Below are 16,566 nucleotides of genomic sequence, written 5' to 3'. Positions count from 1 at the left end.
TGCATTACATCCTGAACACGCCAAAGCCGCGATCTTCAACCGGCGCATTCAGCGTCGCCGCGAGCGCCAGCCCCAGCACGTCGCGTGACTGTGCAGGGTCAATAATCCCGTCGTCCCACAGCCGGGCCGTCGCGTAGTATGGATTCCCCTCATCTTCATATTTCTGGCGGATCGGAGTCTTGAAGGCTTCGGCCTGTTCAGGGCTCCAGCTTGCGGCATCGCGGTGCACTGTTGCCAGCACCGAAGCCGCCTGTTCGCCGCCCATCACGCTGATCCGCGCATTGGGCCAGCTGAATAGGAAGCGGGGCGAATAAGCGCGCCCGCACATGCCATAATTGCCTGCGCCAAAGCTGCCGCCGATCAGCACAGTGATTTTGGGCACCGTCGCGGTGGCGACGGCGGTGACCAGCTTTGCGCCATGCTTGGCAATCCCCTCTGCCTCATATTTGCCGCCGACCATAAATCCGCTGATATTCTGCAGGAACAGCAATGGAATTTTGCGCTGCTGCGCCAGTTCGATGAAATGCGCGCCCTTTTGCGCGCTCTCGCTGAACAGCACGCCGTTGTTGGCGAGGATCGCGACCGGCATCCCCCAGATATGGGCGAAACCGCAAACAAGGGTGCTGCCATAGAGCGCCTTGAACTCATGAAATTCGCTGCCATCGACAAGGCGCGCAATCACCTCATGCACATCATAGGGTGCGCGGACGTCTTCGGGGATGATGCCGTAGAGTTCCTGCGGATCATATTTGGGCGGGCGAATGCCCCCCTCCCGCATGCGGGAGGGGCTGGGGGAGGGCCAGTGCTGGGATGACTCAGGCCCTCCCCTAACCCCTCCCGCAAGCGGGAGGGGGATGTGCGAAACAATATCCCTCACGATGGTCAGCGCATGTTCGTCATTCTCGGCCAGATGGTCGACCACGCCAGATTTCTTGGCGTGCAGGTCTCCCCCGCCGAGATCCTCTGCGCTGATTTCCTCGCCCGTTGCCGCCTTCACCAGCGGTGGGCCAGCGAGGAAGATCGTACCCTGTTTCTTCACGATCACCGTCTCGTCCGACATCGCCGGCACATAGGCTCCGCCTGCGGTGCAGCTACCCATCACGCAGGCGATTTGCGGGATCGCCTTCGCCGACATGTTCGCCTGGTTGAAGAAGATGCGGCCGAAATGTTCGCGGTCGGGAAAGACCTCTGCCTGGTGCGGCAGGTTCGCCCCGCCACTATCGACGAGGTAGATGCACGGCAGCCGGTTCTCCATCGCGATTTCCTGCGCGCGAAGGTGCTTCTTCACCGTCAGCGGATAATAAGTGCCACCCTTCACCGTCGCATCGTTGCACACGATCATGCACTCACGCCCCGACACACGGCCGATACCGGTGATTAGGCTCGCGCCGTGCACATCGCCTTCGTACATGCCGTTGGCAGCGAGCTGGCCAATCTCAAGAAAGGGCGCGCCGGGATCAAGCAGCCGTTCGACACGATCGCGCGGCAACAGCTTTCCGCGCGCCACATGGCGTTCGCGATGCTGCTCTGGCCCGCCGAGCGCGGCCTGTGCCACCTTGGCGCGCAATTCCTCTGCCAAGGCGCGGTTGTGCGCGGCGCGGGCCTGGGTTGCCGGATCGTCGGCATTATAGCTGGTCGATAAGACAGGTGCGGTCATGCGCCCATCTATAAACAGTTGGTCGCCAAGCGAAACGTAATTTTATTACGCGGCTATTGGAGTACGCCCCCGGGCGGCACGTAATGCACCTGCGCCCCCGGGCCGAGCGGCAGATCCAGCGCGACCCAGCCCACCGTCATCGCAATGCCCGCCGCCATGAAACACAGCGCGTAAGGCAGCATTAGCGATAGCAAGGTGCCGACACCCACATCGCCATCCCAGCGCCGGGCAAAGGCGAGGATGAGCGGGAAATAGCTCATCAGCGGGGTCATGATGTTGGTGTAGCTGTCGCCCATGCGATAGGCAGCGGTGGTCATTTCAGGGCTGATGCCCAGCAGCATGAACATCGGCACGACCACGGGCGCGAGCGCGCTCCATTTCGCGCTGGCGGAGCCGATGAAGAGATCCAGAACCGAAGAGAGCAGCAACACGCTGACCAACAGGAACGGCGCGCTAAGCCCGAAGTCTTTCAAGAAAATCGCACCGTCAATTGCCAGAATCGGGCCCAGCCGCGACCAGTTGAACATCGCCACGAAATGCGCGGCGAAGAATACAAAGACGATATAGGGCGCCATCGACCTGATGCCGTCTTGCATCATGCGCAGCGCGTCATTGCTCGATTTCACGCTGCCCGCACCGATGCCAAAGGCAAGGCCGGTGCTTACAAAGAGCAGGAAAAAGCCGGCGATCAGGGCCGAATAGAAAGGCTGCATCTGCGCCGTGCCTTCCTTCGTTTCATCGAGCAGCGGGGTATATCCGGGCAGCAATGACAGTGCAGCGAACGCGCCGACGACGAGTAACGCGGTCAACCCGGCCAGGCGCAGGCCCTTGCGCTCAGAAGGGGTGATTTCGGATTTGGCAAGTTCCGCCCGCAGCTCCTCATCGGGTTCCTTGCCCCACGCGCCAAGGCGCGGCTCGATGATGCGGTCGGTGACGAACCAGATGATGGGCGTGAAGACGATCACGATCGAAAGGATGAACCACCAATTGCCAACCGGGTTCATTGTCCATGCGGGATCGACAATGCGCGCCGCCTCTTGCGTAAAGCCGAACAGCAGCACATCGATCTGGCCCGGGGTGATGTTGCCCGCATAACCACCGGAGACAGCCGCGAATGCCGCCGCCAGCCCGACCAGCGGATGGCGCCCGACTGCGGCATACAGGATGGCAGCCAGCGGGATGAACACGACATAGGCCGCATCCGACGCATGGTGCGAGACCATGCCTATGATGGCGACCAGCGGCGTCATGATGGCGCGCGGCGCGTTGCGCAGCGAACCGCGGATCAGTGCGGAGAACAATCCTGCCTTCTCGGCCACCGATGCACCCAGTACAATGACCAGTACCAGACCCAGCGGGGCAAAGCCCGACATCGTCTTGGGCATCTCGGTCAGCAACCGCGCGATATTTTCTTCGTTGAACAGGCTGGTCGCGCGATAGGTGAGAACACCGTCCTTGAGTTCACCCCATTGCGGCGCTTCCTTGCCGGTATAGGGCAGCGAGGCAGACCAGCCCAGCAAGGCCCCGACCTGCGAGAGGATCATCAGGAAGAGGATGAGCCACACGAAAATCATGATCGGATCGGGCAATTTGTTGCCGAGCCGTTCGATCGCATTGAGAAATCCGCGCTGGCGGAGCTGGTCTTGGGAACTGGTCATTCGGACATCCATAAATGTTTAGCCCGCCAAGTGCATGGCAGGCTAAATGCTAATGTCCCCGAATGAAAACGGCCCTAGCCGAAACGGTTGCGCAGGTCCAGCAGGGCGATGGCGGCCTTTGCAGCTTCGCCGCCCTTGTCCTTCTGGCTCGGATCGGCGCGGACGATCGCCTGTTCTTCATTTTCGACCGTCAGGATGCCATTGCCGATGGCGACGCCATCCATGGTCAGCGCCATGATGCCGCGTGCGCTTTCGCCGGCGACGATCTCGAAATGATAGGTCTCACCGCGGATGACGACGCCGATGGCGACATAGCCGTCATACATGTCGCTCTGGTCAGCGAGCGCGATCGCGCCTGGAATTTCGAGTGCGCCGGGGACGGTGATCACCTCCACCTCATGCCCGGCAGATTTGAGCGCTGCCTTCGCCCCTGCGACCAGCATGTCGTTCAAATGGTCGTAGAAACGCGCTTCAACGATCAGGAATTTTGCCATTATTCTTACTCCGGAATGGGGCGTTCGCCGACGACGTGGATGCCATAGCCTTCAAGGCCAACAACGGTACGGTGCGAATTGGTGAGGAGGACCATATCGTGCACGCCCAGATCGGCAAGGATTTGCGCGCCAATACCATAGACGCGCAATTCGCCGCCCTCCGGCTTGGTGCCGCCCACTTCATGCTGCAGGCTTTGCGGGCCGCTTGGCATCAACAGCACAATCAGGCCGCGGCCTTCCTTGCCGATTTCGGCCATGCAACGCTGCAGGGTGCGCTTGCGCGGACCCGATCGGCCAAGAACGTCATCGAAAATCGAAATGGCATGCATGCGCACCAGCGTGGGTTCGTCGGGAAGCACCTTGCCCTTTTGCAGCACGACATTGGTGCTGCCGTCGATCTTGTTGCGATAGGTCATCGCGCGCCATTCGCCACCATAGTCCGACTGGAAGGCGCTCTCGCTAGCCTTCTCCACCAGATGGTCGTTGCGCATGCGATACTCGATCAGGTCGCGGATCGTGCCCATCTTCAGCTTGTGCATCCGCGCAAAAGCGACAAGATCATCCATCCGCGCCATGGTGCCATCATCCTTCATGATCTCGCAGATCACGCCCGATGGGTTGAGGCCGGCGAGGCGGCTGATGTCGACCGCAGCCTCGGTATGGCCAGCACGCACCAGCACGCCGCCATCGCGCGCGGTCAGCGGGAAGACGTGGCCGGGTGAGACGATATCCTCTGGCCCCTTGGAAGCATCGACAGCGACCGAGATGGTGCGCGCACGGTCCGCGGCACTGATGCCGGTGGTGACACCTTCCTTTGCCTCGATTGAAACGGTGAAGGCGGTTTCCATGCTTTCGCGGTTCTCGCTTGCCATGGGGGCAAGGCCCAGTTGGCTGCACCGCGCCTTGGTCATCGCCAGGCAGATCAGGCCGCGGCCATGCGTCGCCATGAAATTGATCGCATCGGGCGTCGCCATCTGTGCCGGGATGATCAGATCGCCTTCATTTTCACGGTCTTCATCATCGACCAGGATATACATGCGGCCATTGCGCGCTTCCTCAATGATTTCCTCGATTGGCACGAGCGCGGGGCTATCGTCGTTCGAGAATAGATAGCTTTCAAGTTTGCGCAGCGTTTCCGCCGTCGGGTTCCAATCGGGCGCGTCAAGGTCGCGCAAGGTATTGGCATGGAGCCCAGCGGCGCGGGCAAGGCCCGAACGCGAGAGTCCACCTTCGGTGACAAGGTTGCGCAGCTTTTCGATCAATTGGGTCGACATTTCACATTCCCGTGAGAATCACACCTCTTGTAGCGAGGTAACACCTTGCTGATTTCACATCATGATGTGAATGTCAAAGCCCAAACTTCACATTTCATTATCGCGACGTCGCGATGCCTGCCGAGGCGCTATTGACCACCGCATCGATGACAGCCTCGTCAACGGGGACCTGATTGTCGAGCATCAACATTGCCAATCCATGTACGATCGACCAAGCCCGAAGCGCTGCGATACGGCGATGTTCCTGGGTCGCCCCCGCCGGCACCAAAGCCGCAATATTCTCGCGCAACAATTGCAGCGCGCTATTGTCTCGATCTGGCTGGATATCGAGGAAATCGACTGCGGGGCGCGTGGTCATCATCATCCGGAACAAGGTGGGGTTATCGAGCGCAAAACGCACATAAGCCCTGCCAACCGCATCAAATCCGGGTCGCCCGCCGCCGGATTTCTTCATGGCCTCTACCTGCAACCGCGCAAGTTCGCGCCCACCCTCGTCACACAAGGCCCCCAGCAAGGCGGCTTTATCCGGAAAGTGGCGATAGACAGCCGTCGCACTCACACCCACCATCCGCGCAATTTCGCGCAGGCTGACCTCGTCGGCACTACGCGTTTTGAGCATTTCCAGCCCGGCCTGAACCAGCGCAACGCGCAGATCACCATGATGGTATCCACGCTTGGAATTTTCGATGTTGACACTGTTATCTTTGCCCGACATGTTATCGCTGTAAACATTGCCGAGTCGAATGGCAAGTGCGAGGAGAGCAGATATGGCGAGCGCAGTCGAAACCCTTATCCGTGGCGTCGTGACCAAAGGTGTTATGAAAGTAGCGGAGTTCAACCGCGATCATCGCAAAGCCCCTGCTTCCCATCCTTACCTGACCGGCATCCACACACCTATGGAAGCCGAACTGTCGCTGGATACCTTGCGCGTGACCGGTTCAATTCCGGCTGATCTCGATGGTCGTTACATCCGCATCGGCCCCAACCCCATCGACCCCAATCCCGCCGCCTACCACTGGTTCCTCGGTGACGGCATGGTGCATGGCGTGCGCCTGAAGGACGGCAAGGCGTTGTGGTATCGCAATCGCTGGATACGTTCCAAATCGGTGAGTGCCGCTTTGGGTGAGCCCCCTGCCCCCGGCCCTCGCAATGAACGCTTCGACACCGTCAACACCAATGTCCTCGGCCATGCAGGACAGACTTGGGCCATTGTCGAGGCGGGTGGCTTTCCGGTGCGTATAGACGAGGAACTCAACACGATCGCGCACGACCCATTTGGCGGCACGCTGCATTATGCCTTTTCAGCGCATCCCCATCTCGACCCCGATAGCGGAGAGATGCATGCCATCTGCTACAAGGGCGATGTGCAAGACCGCATCTGGCATGTTGTCGTCGATGCCAGCGGCAAGGTGGTGCGTGAGGAACCGGTGGCGGTCAGCAATGGCCCGATGATCCATGATTGCATGATCACCAAAAACTATGTGATCATCCTCGACCTGCCCTGCACATTCTCAATGAAGGCGCTGATTTCGGGCCATCCTTTCCCCTATCGCTGGAATGCCGAGCACAAGGCGCGCGTCGGATTGCTGCGCCGTGATGGCAAAGGCAGCGATACGATCTGGTGCGACGTCGATCCCTGCTATGTTTTCCATCCCTGCAATGGGTACGAAACCCAAGATGGCAAGGTCATCCTTGATGTGTGCGCGCACGACCAGATGTTCCGGCCAGATGCAGCGGGCCCGGATTCCAACCGCGTCCCGTTCGAACGTTGGACCATCGATCCGTCAGCGCAAAATGTAACGCGGCGGGTCGTGGACGAAGCCTCACAAGAATTCCCCCGGCCCAATGAAGACCGGATCGGCAAATCCTATCGCTATGCCTATGCGATGTCGCTGCCAGACGGTTTCGATGCAGCCTCTCCCAACCAGTCGAAATTGTTCAAGCATGATCTGGTGGCCGGGGGCAAACAGGTACATGATTTCGGCGCAGGCCACATCCCCGGCGAATTTGTTTTCGTACCTCGTAAAGGCGGCGAGGCGGAGGATGATGGCTGGCTGATGGGCTATGTCGTCAACACAGGCGACGAAACCACCGACCTTGTGATCCTGAACGCACTGGATTTCGAAGGCGCGCCGGTAGCGATCGTGCATATCCCGCACCGCATCCCGCCGGGTTTCCACGGCAATTGGGTTGCGTCAAACTGAAGCAATGGAAATGTAAAAATGACGATATTTACCCTCTCCCTCCTCCTCGCCCCGCTACCGTTCCTGCTGCCGGTCGCCATCGTCTGGTTGGTCCAGCACGGCAAACGCGAACGAGCTCTCATCCGCGCTAATGCCGAAGTTGCACCGCTGAACGCGCAAATTCGAAAACTGGAACAACGGCTGGCCACGGTCGAGGCGCTGGTGATCGAACCTGGCTATCGTTTGACGCATCAAATAGAGGCTTTGCGCGACGCCGCGTGATAGTTGGGGAATTAGGAGCCGGATGACCCGCCGAAAAATCGTTACGGCTGCTTCCGTCAGGATCTGACCGGGTTGGCGACGACAGCGCCCATCCGACTCCCGCGGCGCATATGGCAGGTGCGCGGTGAAATTTCAAGTTCGCCCTGCAAAGGATAAATGTCTTTGATTTCTGTAGCTTGGCTGGGAAATCGGCGATTAACCATAGCTAGGGGCACCAGATTAACCCTGCGCGCGCACGATGCATGGTCCAACGACCAGGAATTTGTGCCATGAGCATTTCTGAAACGGCAGACCCGACTTCGCTTCGTTACGACCAGGCAGCTCTTGAGGATCGCTGCGCGCCGCGCATCAAACTGCGCATCCCGGCGATGCTGCGTCCGTCGGGAAACACCAGCTTTGCCGTTGTGGTTACTGACCTTTCGATCGCCGGTTTCCAATGCGAAGCGCTGACCGGAATGCCCGCAGGTGCGCGATGCTGGCTGGCGCTACCCGGCCTTTCGCCGATCGAATCGCAGCTGATCTGGAACAACGGACGCGCGGTTGGCTGCGCCTTTGTGAACCTGATGAATCAGGCGGTGATGGATTCGATTATCCGCCGTTTCGTTCTGGCCTGATCGCGGTCAGAACAACCGCGTGAGCAGATAAAAACTTGCGCCGACGGCCGCCGAAGCCGGCACCGTCAATATCCAAGCTGTCAGCAAATTGCTTGCAACCCCCCAGCGCACCGCCGAAGCTCTGCGCGCCGTGCCGGCACCAATAACCGCACCGGTAATGGTGTGCGTTGTCGACACAGGGATTCCCAGCGCAGACGCGGTAAACAGCATGATCGAACCGCCCAACGACGCGCTGAAACCCTGGTGCTGCGAGAGCTTTGTGATCTTGGTTCCCATCGTTTCGATGATCTTCCACCCACCGCACGCTGTTCCAAGGCCTATCGCAATATAGCAACTGATCGCCACCCAGTGCGGGACATGGAATTCGCCCTTCAGATATCCGGTCGAATAGAGCAGCACCGCAATGATACCCATCGTCTTTTGAGCGTCGTTCAATCCATGGCTGAGCGAATAAGCGGCAGACGATATGATGTGCATCACCTTCATCCCGCCTTCGGCCCTGCTTGCTTGTGCATTTCGGAGAACCCAGGAGCTGCCGAGCATAACCAGCATCGCCAGGATCATGCCCAGCGTCGGCGAGAGGAAGATGAAGACGACAGTCTTGTTGAGCCCTGCCCATTGCACCGCACCAAAACCGTTGGCCGCGACGCCCGATCCGATCAGGCCGCCCACCAATGCATGCGATGATGAGGACGGAATACCTTTTATCCAGGTCAGGATGTTCCAGAACATCGCCCCGCACAAAGCGCCGAAAACCACCGCCGGCGTGACAAGGTCCTTGTCGATCAGGCCTTTTCCGATCGTGTCAGCCACCTTGTGTAGCCACGGGAAATAAAGCGTCAGGAAGTAAGCCGCAAAGTTGAAAAATGCCGCAAACATCACCGCGTGAAACGGCTTCAGCAATTTGGTCGAAACAATTGTCGCGATCGAGTTGGCGGCGTCATGCAAGCCGTTCAAAAAGTCGAACAGAAGCGCCAATATGATCAAGCCGACGAGTAGCGGAAAGGCGAGTTCCATTTGGGCCTCCCGGCTCAGGCGTGATCGATGACGAGACCGTCAATCTGGTTGGCGACATCCTCAAACTTGTCACAGACCTTTTCGAGGTGGCGGTAAATCTCGTTCACGACCACGAATTGTGTCGGATCGGATTTGCCATGTTCCTGAAATGCCTTGCGCAGACCGGTGAAGTTCAGTTTGTCTGCGTCACCCTCCAGCTTGACGAGGCGCGCGGTCAGTTCATGCAGTTGCTTCGCGTTGCCCGTAACGTCTCGCAGCAGAGGAAGGGCCTGGTCGATAATCGCCGAAGCCTCGACAATGATATCCGCCATCCCCACCATTTCGGGCGTAAACGTCGTCACGTCATAAAGTTCGGCCGCACCTGCAGTCTGCTGCATCTGGTCGACAGCATCGTCCATCACGCCAATCAGGGCCGTGATCGCACCTCTATCGAAGGGTGTCAGGAATATCCGGCGCACATCCTGCAAGACTTCGCGGATGATATCGTCAGCCTTATGCTCTTCATCCTCGATCGTCTTGATATGGATGGCAATATCCGGCCCGCCTCGCACAAGCTTTGCCAAAGCCTGCGAACTGGCCACGATGGTTTTGCCATGTGCCTCGAACTGCTCGAAAAAATTGCCGGTGCGCGGCAACAACTTTTGAAACCAAGCGAACATGTTTCCCCCTGAACGCCGAAATTTGTCGGAGCGCGAATCGCCCTCTTGCTGTGTCGTTTGGCTGTAATGTTATTGTCATAAAACTGTAACACTAACTGCGAGCCGCGATGATTATTTTGCAGCGAGGCAATCTTCACATCGGCGCACTTCGCGATTGAGGTAATCCTGCACTTGGCTAGAATGGCGAAATGGCCGAAAATGCGAAACAGTTACTGTCGTTGATCGAAATACCCATTCTGCTTGTGCAGGGTGAGCGCGTGAATTTTGCCAATGCGGCGGCGCAAGCGCTGTTGGGCAACCATATCGAGCAACAGGATATCCGCATCGCCCTGCGCGATCCCGAAGCGCTCGCCTTGATCAAGTCGCCCGAAGGTGGCCGCGCCAAGGTTACCGGCCTGTCGGTGCGTGGAAGTGTTTGGGAAATGGTTTGCAGCCCATTGGCAGATAATATGCGTCTGATTTCACTGCAGGATCAATCGGTACAGGTGAGCGTCGCACGGGCCCATGCCGATTTCGTTGCCAATGCGAGCCACGAATTGCGCACGCCCCTAACGGCGATACTAGGCTATGTTGAGACCCTTTCAGATCCTAAAGCCGGGGAAGATGCAGCCACCCGCCAACGTTTCCTGGACATCATCAAGCGCGAAGCGACGCGGATGCAATCACTGGTATCGGATTTGATGTCATTGTCGCGGATTGAGGCAGTGCGCCACGAAGTACCATCGGACGAGATTGAAATGGTCAGCCTATGCCGGGAGGTGATTGGCGAGCGACCGCACGAAGTGGAAATCCGGTTTGACGCCAATACCGATAGTGCTGTCGTCACAGGCGATCATGGTCAACTTGCCCAGGTCGTCCGCAATCTCGTCGACAATGCCGAAAAATATGGTGGATCGGAAAAAGGCGTTTTGGTGCAGCTCGAGGCGAGCGATCGGGGATGGCTTACCTTGAGCATCACCGATCATGGTGAGGGAATTGCCCCTGAACACCTGCCCCGTTTGACCGAGCGTTTCTACCGCGCCGATACAGGGCGGAGTCGGGCGGCAGGCGGTACCGGGCTTGGCCTTGCGATCGTCAAACATGTTGTCGAACGGCATCGCGGCCGTTTCGATATCAGCAGCCGACCTGGCGAAGGAACCACCGCGACGATCATGCTTCCACAAATGAAATCGGGATGAGTCTCAAAACTGTAACATGATTGTCGCATTTGGCAGGCCAGTCATAGAGTTGAAAGGTTCTTGCAATGCGTAAATGGGCTTTTGTAGCACTGGCATCGGCCACTGCACTTACTGTATCGGCATGCGGCGGAGGCGGCTCGGGTAGCAATGATACCCGCGATTTCCTGCGCGTTGTGGGCTCCTCCACAGTTTATCCTTTTGCCACTGCAGTTGCCGAAGCAACTTCGAAGGCAAACCCTGACATGAAATCGCCGGTAATCGAGTCGACCGGCACCGGCGCGGGCATGAAGCTGTTCTGCGGTGGCGTGGGTTCGCAACACCCCGATATTGAAATGGCATCGCGCCGCATGAAGAAATCCGAATATGAAGATTGCGTCAAAAATGGCGTGAAGGACATTGTCGAAGTGCAGGTCGGTCTGGACGGCATTGCTTTTGCCGAAGCCACCAATGGCCCGGAAATGAAACTGACACCGGAAGACGTGTACAAGGCACTTGCCGCCACGCCTTATGGCAAGCCGCAGACTGCGAAGAATTGGAGCGATGTGAACCCGGCCCTGCCCGCCATCCCCATTCTGGTTTATGGTCCGCCGTCCACCTCGGGCACTCGCGATGCATTGGCCGAATTGATCCTGACCAAGGGATGCGAAGCCGACCCTGCGATGAAAGCCCTCAAGGATAGCGACAAGGACAAGCATAAGGATCTGTGCACCAAGGTTCGCACCGACGGCGCCTTTGTCGAACAGGGCGAGAATGACAATCTTATCGTCCAGAAGATCGCGGCAAACCCGAAGTCCATCGGCATCTTCGGCTTCTCCTTCCTTGAAGAGAATATGTCGAAGATTAAAGGCATCCCGATGTCGGGCGTGATGCCCACATATGAAAGCGTTTCGGATTTCTCCTATCCTGGTGCCCGCCCGCTCTATCTTTATGTGAAGGCTGCACATGTGAAGGCGATCAAGTCACTTGCGCCGTTCCTGAACGAATTCTCAAAAGCCTGGGGAGCCGATGGTTATCTGAAGGCCAAGGGCATGGTTGTTGCGCCTGAGGATGTTCGCACGAAGAATGCCGACGTCGTCGCAAAGATGACGTTGATGGACGCAAGCGGCCTTAAATAAGCCGGAAAGTCGGGGGCAATGCCGATAACATTTCTCTTGATCAGCGTGATTGGCCTGGGCGTTATCGCCTGGGCCATGTCACGTGCCCGATCAGCCCATTTTGCGCCGGTTGCCGGGAAGCTTAAGCTCGCCCTGCCGGGTCATTATGGGTTGTATGCCGCCATCTGGACCGTGGTTCCAGCCCTGCTTGTCGCATGGTTGTGGACCTTCATTTCGCCCGGATTGGTGCAAGGCGCGATCCTTGCGGATCCTGCCGCCGCGGCGTTGCCAGCATTTGATTTCGAACGCGATACGGTTCTGAACGAAGCATTTGCATTGGCGCAGAACCCCAACGCTTTTGTTTCTGATCCCATCGCGCAGCAGCTCGCCCCCGTTATTGCAGCAGCGCAATCGAAATTCGGCTGGATGGGGGCGGTATTGTCGATCATCGCTGCGCTAGCAGGCGGTGCATTTGGATATACCCGCGTTAAAGCAGGCTTCCCCGCACGCACCCGTATCGAGCGGATCGTGCTTGGCGCCTTGCTGCTGGCTTCGTTCGTCGCAATCGTCACAACGGTTGGCATCATCGCCTCGTTGATTTTTGAATCGGCACGCTTTTTCTCGATGGTCAGCCCCATCGATTTCCTGTTCGGAACCAACTGGACGCCCGATACCATGGCCTCTGCCACGTCAGATATGGGTGACGATCTTGGCGCGGTTCCCTTGTTCTGGGGCACCTTCTTCATCGGTGCTGTGATCGCGATGCTGGTGGCCATTCCCTTTGGCCTGATGAGCGCGATTTATCTGACCCAGTATGCCAGCCCGCGAGCGCGCAGTATTCTGAAGCCGATGCTCGAAATTCTCGCCGGTATCCCGACCGTGGTATATGGTTATTTCGCGGCGCTTACCGCTGCACCATTCATCCGCGATCTTGCCATGGCCGTCGGCATCACCAACGCGTCGACCGAAAGCGCCTTGGCGGCTGGCTTGGTAATGGGCGTGATGATCATTCCGTTCGTTTCTTCAATGGCGGATGACAGCATTGCCGCCGTACCGCAGGCGATGCGCGATGGTTCGCTCGCAATGGGCGCGACCACTTCGGAAACAATCAAGAAGGTACTTATACCCGCCGCACTGCCCGGCATCGTTGCCGGTGTGATGCTCGCAATCAGCCGCGCCATTGGTGAAACCATGATCGTCTACATGGCCGCCGGTGCTTCGGCGAACCTTTCAGCCAATCCGTTCGAGCGCATGACGACGGTGACCTATCAGATCGCCGCCCTGCTCACCGGCGAAGGCAGCTTCGACCACCCGACCACCTTGTCTGCATTCGCACTTGGCCTAGTGCTGTTCATCGTGACCCTCATCCTCAACATTGTTGCACTGCGCGTCGTGAAGCGCTTCCGGGAGGCGTATGAGTAACTGGCAATCCCCCGAAGCCTCGGCCCGGCTGAAAAAGCGTTACGCCGCCGAACGTCGCTTCAAGGCGCTGGGCCTGGTCGCCATCGTTCTGTCGATGTCCTTCCTTGCCGTTCTGCTATTCACCATGCTGAAGAACGGCATATCTGGGCTCGACTGGGCATTCCTGTCGGGTTCGGATTCAACCGATCCAGCCAATGCCGGCGTGTGGAGTGCTGTCAAAGGCTCCATCCTTACGATGCTCGTCACCTTGGCACTGGCATTTCCGATGGGTGTGCTGGCGGCCATATATCTGGAAGAATTCGCGCCACGTTCGCGCTGGGTCGATTGGGTCGAAGTGTCGATCAACAATCTTGCCGCGGTTCCTTCGATCATCTTCGGCCTGCTCGGTCTCGCAGTTTTCATCCAAGTGATGCACCTGCCGCGTTCCTCACCACTGGTTGGCGGCATGACGCTGGCGCTGATGACGATGCCTGTCATCGTCATCGCCGGGCGCAACGCCATCAAGGCTGTGCCCCCATCGATCCGAGATGCGGCGCTGGCGGTTGGAGCGAGCAAGGTTCAAACGGTTTTCCACCATGTATTGCCGCTGGCACTTCCCGGCATTTTGACCGGCACCATCATCGGCATGGCACGCGCGCTCGGCGAAACAGCACCTTTGCTGATGATCGGTATGCGTGCGTTCGTCTCGACGCCTCCGGGTGGGGTCACGGATCCGTCATCGGTACTCCCGATGCAGATTTTCCTGTGGTCGGATGAAGTCGATCAGGGCTTCGTACAGAATACCTCAGCCGCCATCATTGTGCTGTTGTTCGTGCTTATCGCCATGAACGGCATCGCTATCTATCTTCGCAACAAATTCGAGACTCGCTGGTAGGATCATGTCTGAAAACTCCAATCTCAAAATCTCCACCCGCGGCGTGAACGTCTTTTACGGCGAGAAGCAAGCGATCCGCGATGTCTCGATCGACATTGCGACCGAACATGTCACCGCGTTCATCGGCCCTTCGGGCTGCGGCAAATCGACGTTCCTGCGGACGTTGAACCGCATGAACGATACGATTGCCGGCTGCCGGATCGAGGGCGAAATCAAGCTTGACGGCGAAGACATTTATTCGAGCGGGATGGATGTGGTTCAGCTGCGCGCACGCGTCGGGATGGTGTTCCAGAAGCCCAATCCGTTCCCCAAATCAATCTACGAAAATGTCGCTTACGGCCCGCGCATCCATGGCCTTGCTGCCACCAAGGCGGACATGGACGCCATTGTAGAAAAATCGCTGCGCCGCGCCGGCCTGTGGGACGAAGTGAAAGATCGCCTTGCCGATGCAGGCACTGCGCTTTCCGGCGGCCAGCAGCAACGACTCTGCATCGCACGCGCCATTGCCGTTAGCCCCGAAGTCATCCTGATGGACGAGCCTTGCTCTGCGCTCGATCCGATCGCGACGGCGCGCATCGAGGAACTGATTGACGAGTTGAAGGGCCGTTATGCCATCGTCATCGTCACCCACTCGATGCAACAGGCCGCCCGCGTTTCACAACGCACCGCCTTTTTCCACCTCGGTTCGATGGTAGAATATGGCGAAACATCGACGATCTTCACCAATCCGCGCGAAGAGCGCACCAAAGACTATATAACCGGTCGTTACGGATAAGGACCCGACATGGCAGAAAACCATACCGTCAAGGCATTCGACGAAGATATCAGCAAGCTGCGCGGCCTGATTGCCGAAATGGGCGGGCTCGCCGAAGTGGCGATCGCCGATGCCATCGACGCGCTCGTCAACCGCGATGAGGCCAAGGCCAAGCTTGTGGTTGCATCGGACGCAAAGCTTGATGCTCTCGAAGCCGAAGTCGACCAACTCGCCATTCGCATCATCGCCTTGCGCGCGCCAATGGCAGACGACCTGCGTGACGTGATCGCGGCGCTTAAAATCTCAGGCGTTGTCGAACGTATCGGCGACTATGCAAAGAACATCGCCAAGCGTGTTGGCGATATGGGCGCGAAAGGATCGATCGAACCTTTGACGCTGATCCCGGCGATGGCAGAAATTGCGCAGGGCATGGTTCGGGATGTTCTCAACGCTTACGCATCGCGCGATTCCCATCTGGCTGTCGAAGTGATCGCGCGTGACGAAAAACTCGACAACTTCTACAACAGCCTGTTCCGCAATCTCGTTTCGCACATGATGGAAAATCCGGCGACGATCAGCACCGCGGCGCATCTGCTGTTCATCGCGCGCAACCTGGAGCGTATTGGCGACCATGCCACCAATGTCGCGGAGATGGTCTATTATGCGGCAACGGGTCGCTATTTCACCGATCGCAGCGGCGCGGTGCGCGTCGAAGACGACGCATGACGCCGAAAATCCTGATAGTTGAGGATGAGCCTGCGCTCGCCGAACTTCTGTCTTGGACGTTCGAGAGCGCGGGATTTGCCGTCGAACAGACCGCCGATGGCGAAGAAGCATTGCTGATTGCCGAGGAGTTCGGACCCGACATAGTCATCCTCGATTGGATGATCGAACAACTGCCGGGCATCGAGGTTTGCCGTCGCCTGCGCAAACGCAAGGAAACGGCATCGATCCCGATCATCATGCTGACAGCACGTGGCGAGGAAGAGGACCGTATCCGCGGGCTTGAAACCGGCGCCGATGACTATGTCACCAAACCCTTTTCTCCGCGTGAATTGCGCGCCCGCGTCGAGGCGGTATTGCGCCGCACACGTCCTGCAATAACTGGCAGCACGTTGGTGGTTGGCGATCTGGAGCTTGATCCGGTTGCTGTGCGGGTAAAACGCGATGGCGTTCAGATCGCCCTCGGCCCGACCGAATTCCGTTTGCTACGCCATTTCATGGAACGGCCGGGCCGCGCCCAATCGCGCAGCCAGTTGCTCGACGCAGTTTGGGGGCATGACAGTGACATCGAATTGCGCACGGTAGATGTGCATATCCGCCGTTTGCGCAGCGCCATCGAAATGCCAGGCAGGGAAGACCCGATCCGCACAATCCGTTCGGTCGGATACGCATTGGACAGCTGA

17 protein-coding genes and 1 other RNA gene are annotated in these 16,566 nt (G+C 58.3%); 10 read left to right on the top strand and 8 right to left on the bottom strand.

The window, feature by feature from the left end:
• Positions 1–4: 4 nt before the first annotated feature.
• The 5 genes from ACFSAG_RS08380 to ACFSAG_RS08360 all read right to left on the bottom strand — a co-directional run bounded on the left by ACFSAG_RS08380 (position 5) and on the right by ACFSAG_RS08360 (position 5,798).
• Complete coding sequence (locus ACFSAG_RS08380) at positions 5–1,657, bottom strand: carboxyl transferase domain-containing protein (RefSeq protein WP_381513448.1); 1,653 nt, start codon at positions 1,655–1,657, stop codon at positions 5–7.
• 53 nt (positions 1,658–1,710) lie between these two features.
• Positions 1,711–3,315 carry an AbgT family transporter gene (locus ACFSAG_RS08375; protein WP_381513445.1) on the bottom strand — a complete coding sequence of 535 codons (1,605 nt, stop codon included), beginning with the start codon at positions 3,313–3,315 and terminating at the stop codon, positions 1,711–1,713.
• Positions 3,316–3,389: 74 nt separating this feature from the next.
• Complete coding sequence (ribH, locus tag ACFSAG_RS08370; RefSeq protein WP_374614841.1) at positions 3,390–3,809, bottom strand: 6,7-dimethyl-8-ribityllumazine synthase; 420 nt, start codon at positions 3,807–3,809, stop codon at positions 3,390–3,392.
• 5 nt (positions 3,810–3,814) lie between these two features.
• Complete coding sequence (gene ribB / locus ACFSAG_RS08365; protein WP_381513441.1) at positions 3,815–5,083, bottom strand: 3,4-dihydroxy-2-butanone-4-phosphate synthase; 1,269 nt, start codon at positions 5,081–5,083, stop codon at positions 3,815–3,817.
• 97 nt (positions 5,084–5,180) lie between these two features.
• Entirely contained in the window at positions 5,181–5,798 is a 618-nt protein-coding gene (locus ACFSAG_RS08360; protein WP_381513438.1) for a TetR/AcrR family transcriptional regulator, read from the bottom strand.
• A gap of 52 nt (positions 5,799–5,850) precedes the next feature.
• On the opposite strand from ACFSAG_RS08360, the gene ACFSAG_RS08355 reads away from it, so the two are divergent.
• The gene (locus ACFSAG_RS08355; RefSeq protein WP_381513435.1) at positions 5,851–7,287 is read left to right on the top strand and encodes an 8'-apo-carotenoid 13,14-cleaving dioxygenase; all 1,437 of its coding nucleotides are present in this window, start codon (positions 5,851–5,853) and stop codon (positions 7,285–7,287) included.
• Positions 7,288–7,305: 18 nt separating this feature from the next.
• Positions 7,306–7,548, top strand: a complete 243-nt coding sequence (locus ACFSAG_RS08350; RefSeq protein ID WP_374614837.1) for a hypothetical protein — start codon at positions 7,306–7,308, stop codon at positions 7,546–7,548.
• Positions 7,549–7,556: 8 nt separating this feature from the next.
• Here ACFSAG_RS08350 and ffs read toward each other — a convergent pair.
• An RNA gene (ffs, locus tag ACFSAG_RS08345) (signal recognition particle sRNA small type) lies at positions 7,557–7,651 on the bottom strand.
• 166 nt (positions 7,652–7,817) lie between these two features.
• On the opposite strand from ffs, the gene ACFSAG_RS08340 reads away from it, so the two are divergent.
• On the top strand, positions 7,818–8,162 hold the full coding sequence (locus ACFSAG_RS08340) for a PilZ domain-containing protein (RefSeq protein ID WP_374614836.1): 345 nt from the start codon (positions 7,818–7,820) through the stop codon (positions 8,160–8,162).
• A gap of 6 nt (positions 8,163–8,168) precedes the next feature.
• Here ACFSAG_RS08340 and ACFSAG_RS08335 read toward each other — a convergent pair whose 3' ends face one another.
• On the bottom strand, positions 8,169–9,179 hold the full coding sequence (locus ACFSAG_RS08335) for an inorganic phosphate transporter (RefSeq protein WP_381513430.1): 1,011 nt from the start codon (positions 9,177–9,179) through the stop codon (positions 8,169–8,171).
• A gap of 14 nt (positions 9,180–9,193) precedes the next feature.
• Positions 9,194–9,838: a DUF47 domain-containing protein gene (locus tag ACFSAG_RS08330; RefSeq protein WP_374614834.1), complete on the bottom strand. Its 645-nt coding sequence runs from the start codon at positions 9,836–9,838 to the stop codon at positions 9,194–9,196.
• Positions 9,839–10,026: 188 nt separating this feature from the next.
• On the opposite strand from ACFSAG_RS08330, the gene ACFSAG_RS08325 reads away from it, so the two are divergent.
• From ACFSAG_RS08325 to phoB, 7 genes are all read left to right on the top strand, one after another.
• Positions 10,027–11,016, top strand: coding sequence for a sensor histidine kinase (locus tag ACFSAG_RS08325; RefSeq protein WP_381513427.1), 990 nt, complete (start codon positions 10,027–10,029; stop codon positions 11,014–11,016).
• A 65-nt stretch (positions 11,017–11,081) separates the two neighbouring features.
• Positions 11,082–12,131, top strand: a complete 1,050-nt coding sequence (locus ACFSAG_RS08320) for a substrate-binding domain-containing protein (RefSeq protein WP_381513424.1) — start codon at positions 11,082–11,084, stop codon at positions 12,129–12,131.
• 18 nt (positions 12,132–12,149) lie between these two features.
• Complete coding sequence (pstC, locus tag ACFSAG_RS08315; protein ID WP_381513421.1) at positions 12,150–13,532, top strand: phosphate ABC transporter permease subunit PstC; 1,383 nt, start codon at positions 12,150–12,152, stop codon at positions 13,530–13,532.
• Positions 13,525–14,406, top strand: a complete 882-nt coding sequence (gene pstA, locus ACFSAG_RS08310) for a phosphate ABC transporter permease PstA (RefSeq protein WP_381513418.1) — start codon at positions 13,525–13,527, stop codon at positions 14,404–14,406. The genes pstC and pstA overlap by 8 nt, the downstream gene beginning before the upstream one ends.
• A 4-nt stretch (positions 14,407–14,410) precedes the next feature.
• Positions 14,411–15,181: a phosphate ABC transporter ATP-binding protein PstB gene (gene pstB / locus ACFSAG_RS08305; RefSeq protein ID WP_374614829.1), complete on the top strand. Its 771-nt coding sequence runs from the start codon at positions 14,411–14,413 to the stop codon at positions 15,179–15,181.
• Between the two features lie 9 nt (positions 15,182–15,190).
• Complete coding sequence (gene phoU, locus ACFSAG_RS08300) at positions 15,191–15,886, top strand: phosphate signaling complex protein PhoU (RefSeq protein WP_374614828.1); 696 nt, start codon at positions 15,191–15,193, stop codon at positions 15,884–15,886.
• A complete protein-coding gene (gene phoB / locus ACFSAG_RS08295; protein WP_374614827.1) occupies positions 15,883–16,566 on the top strand; it encodes a phosphate regulon transcriptional regulator PhoB in 684 nt (227 codons plus the stop codon). Before phoU ends, phoB begins: the two co-directional genes overlap by 4 nt.

The sequence above is a fragment of the Sphingorhabdus buctiana genome (assembly GCF_042680825.1).
In the GTDB taxonomy this organism is placed as follows: Bacteria; Pseudomonadota; Alphaproteobacteria; order Sphingomonadales; family Sphingomonadaceae; genus Sphingorhabdus_B; species Sphingorhabdus_B buctiana.
The sequence above is the reverse complement of the archived record's forward strand: the minus strand, read 5'-3'. Positions and strand labels throughout refer to the sequence as shown.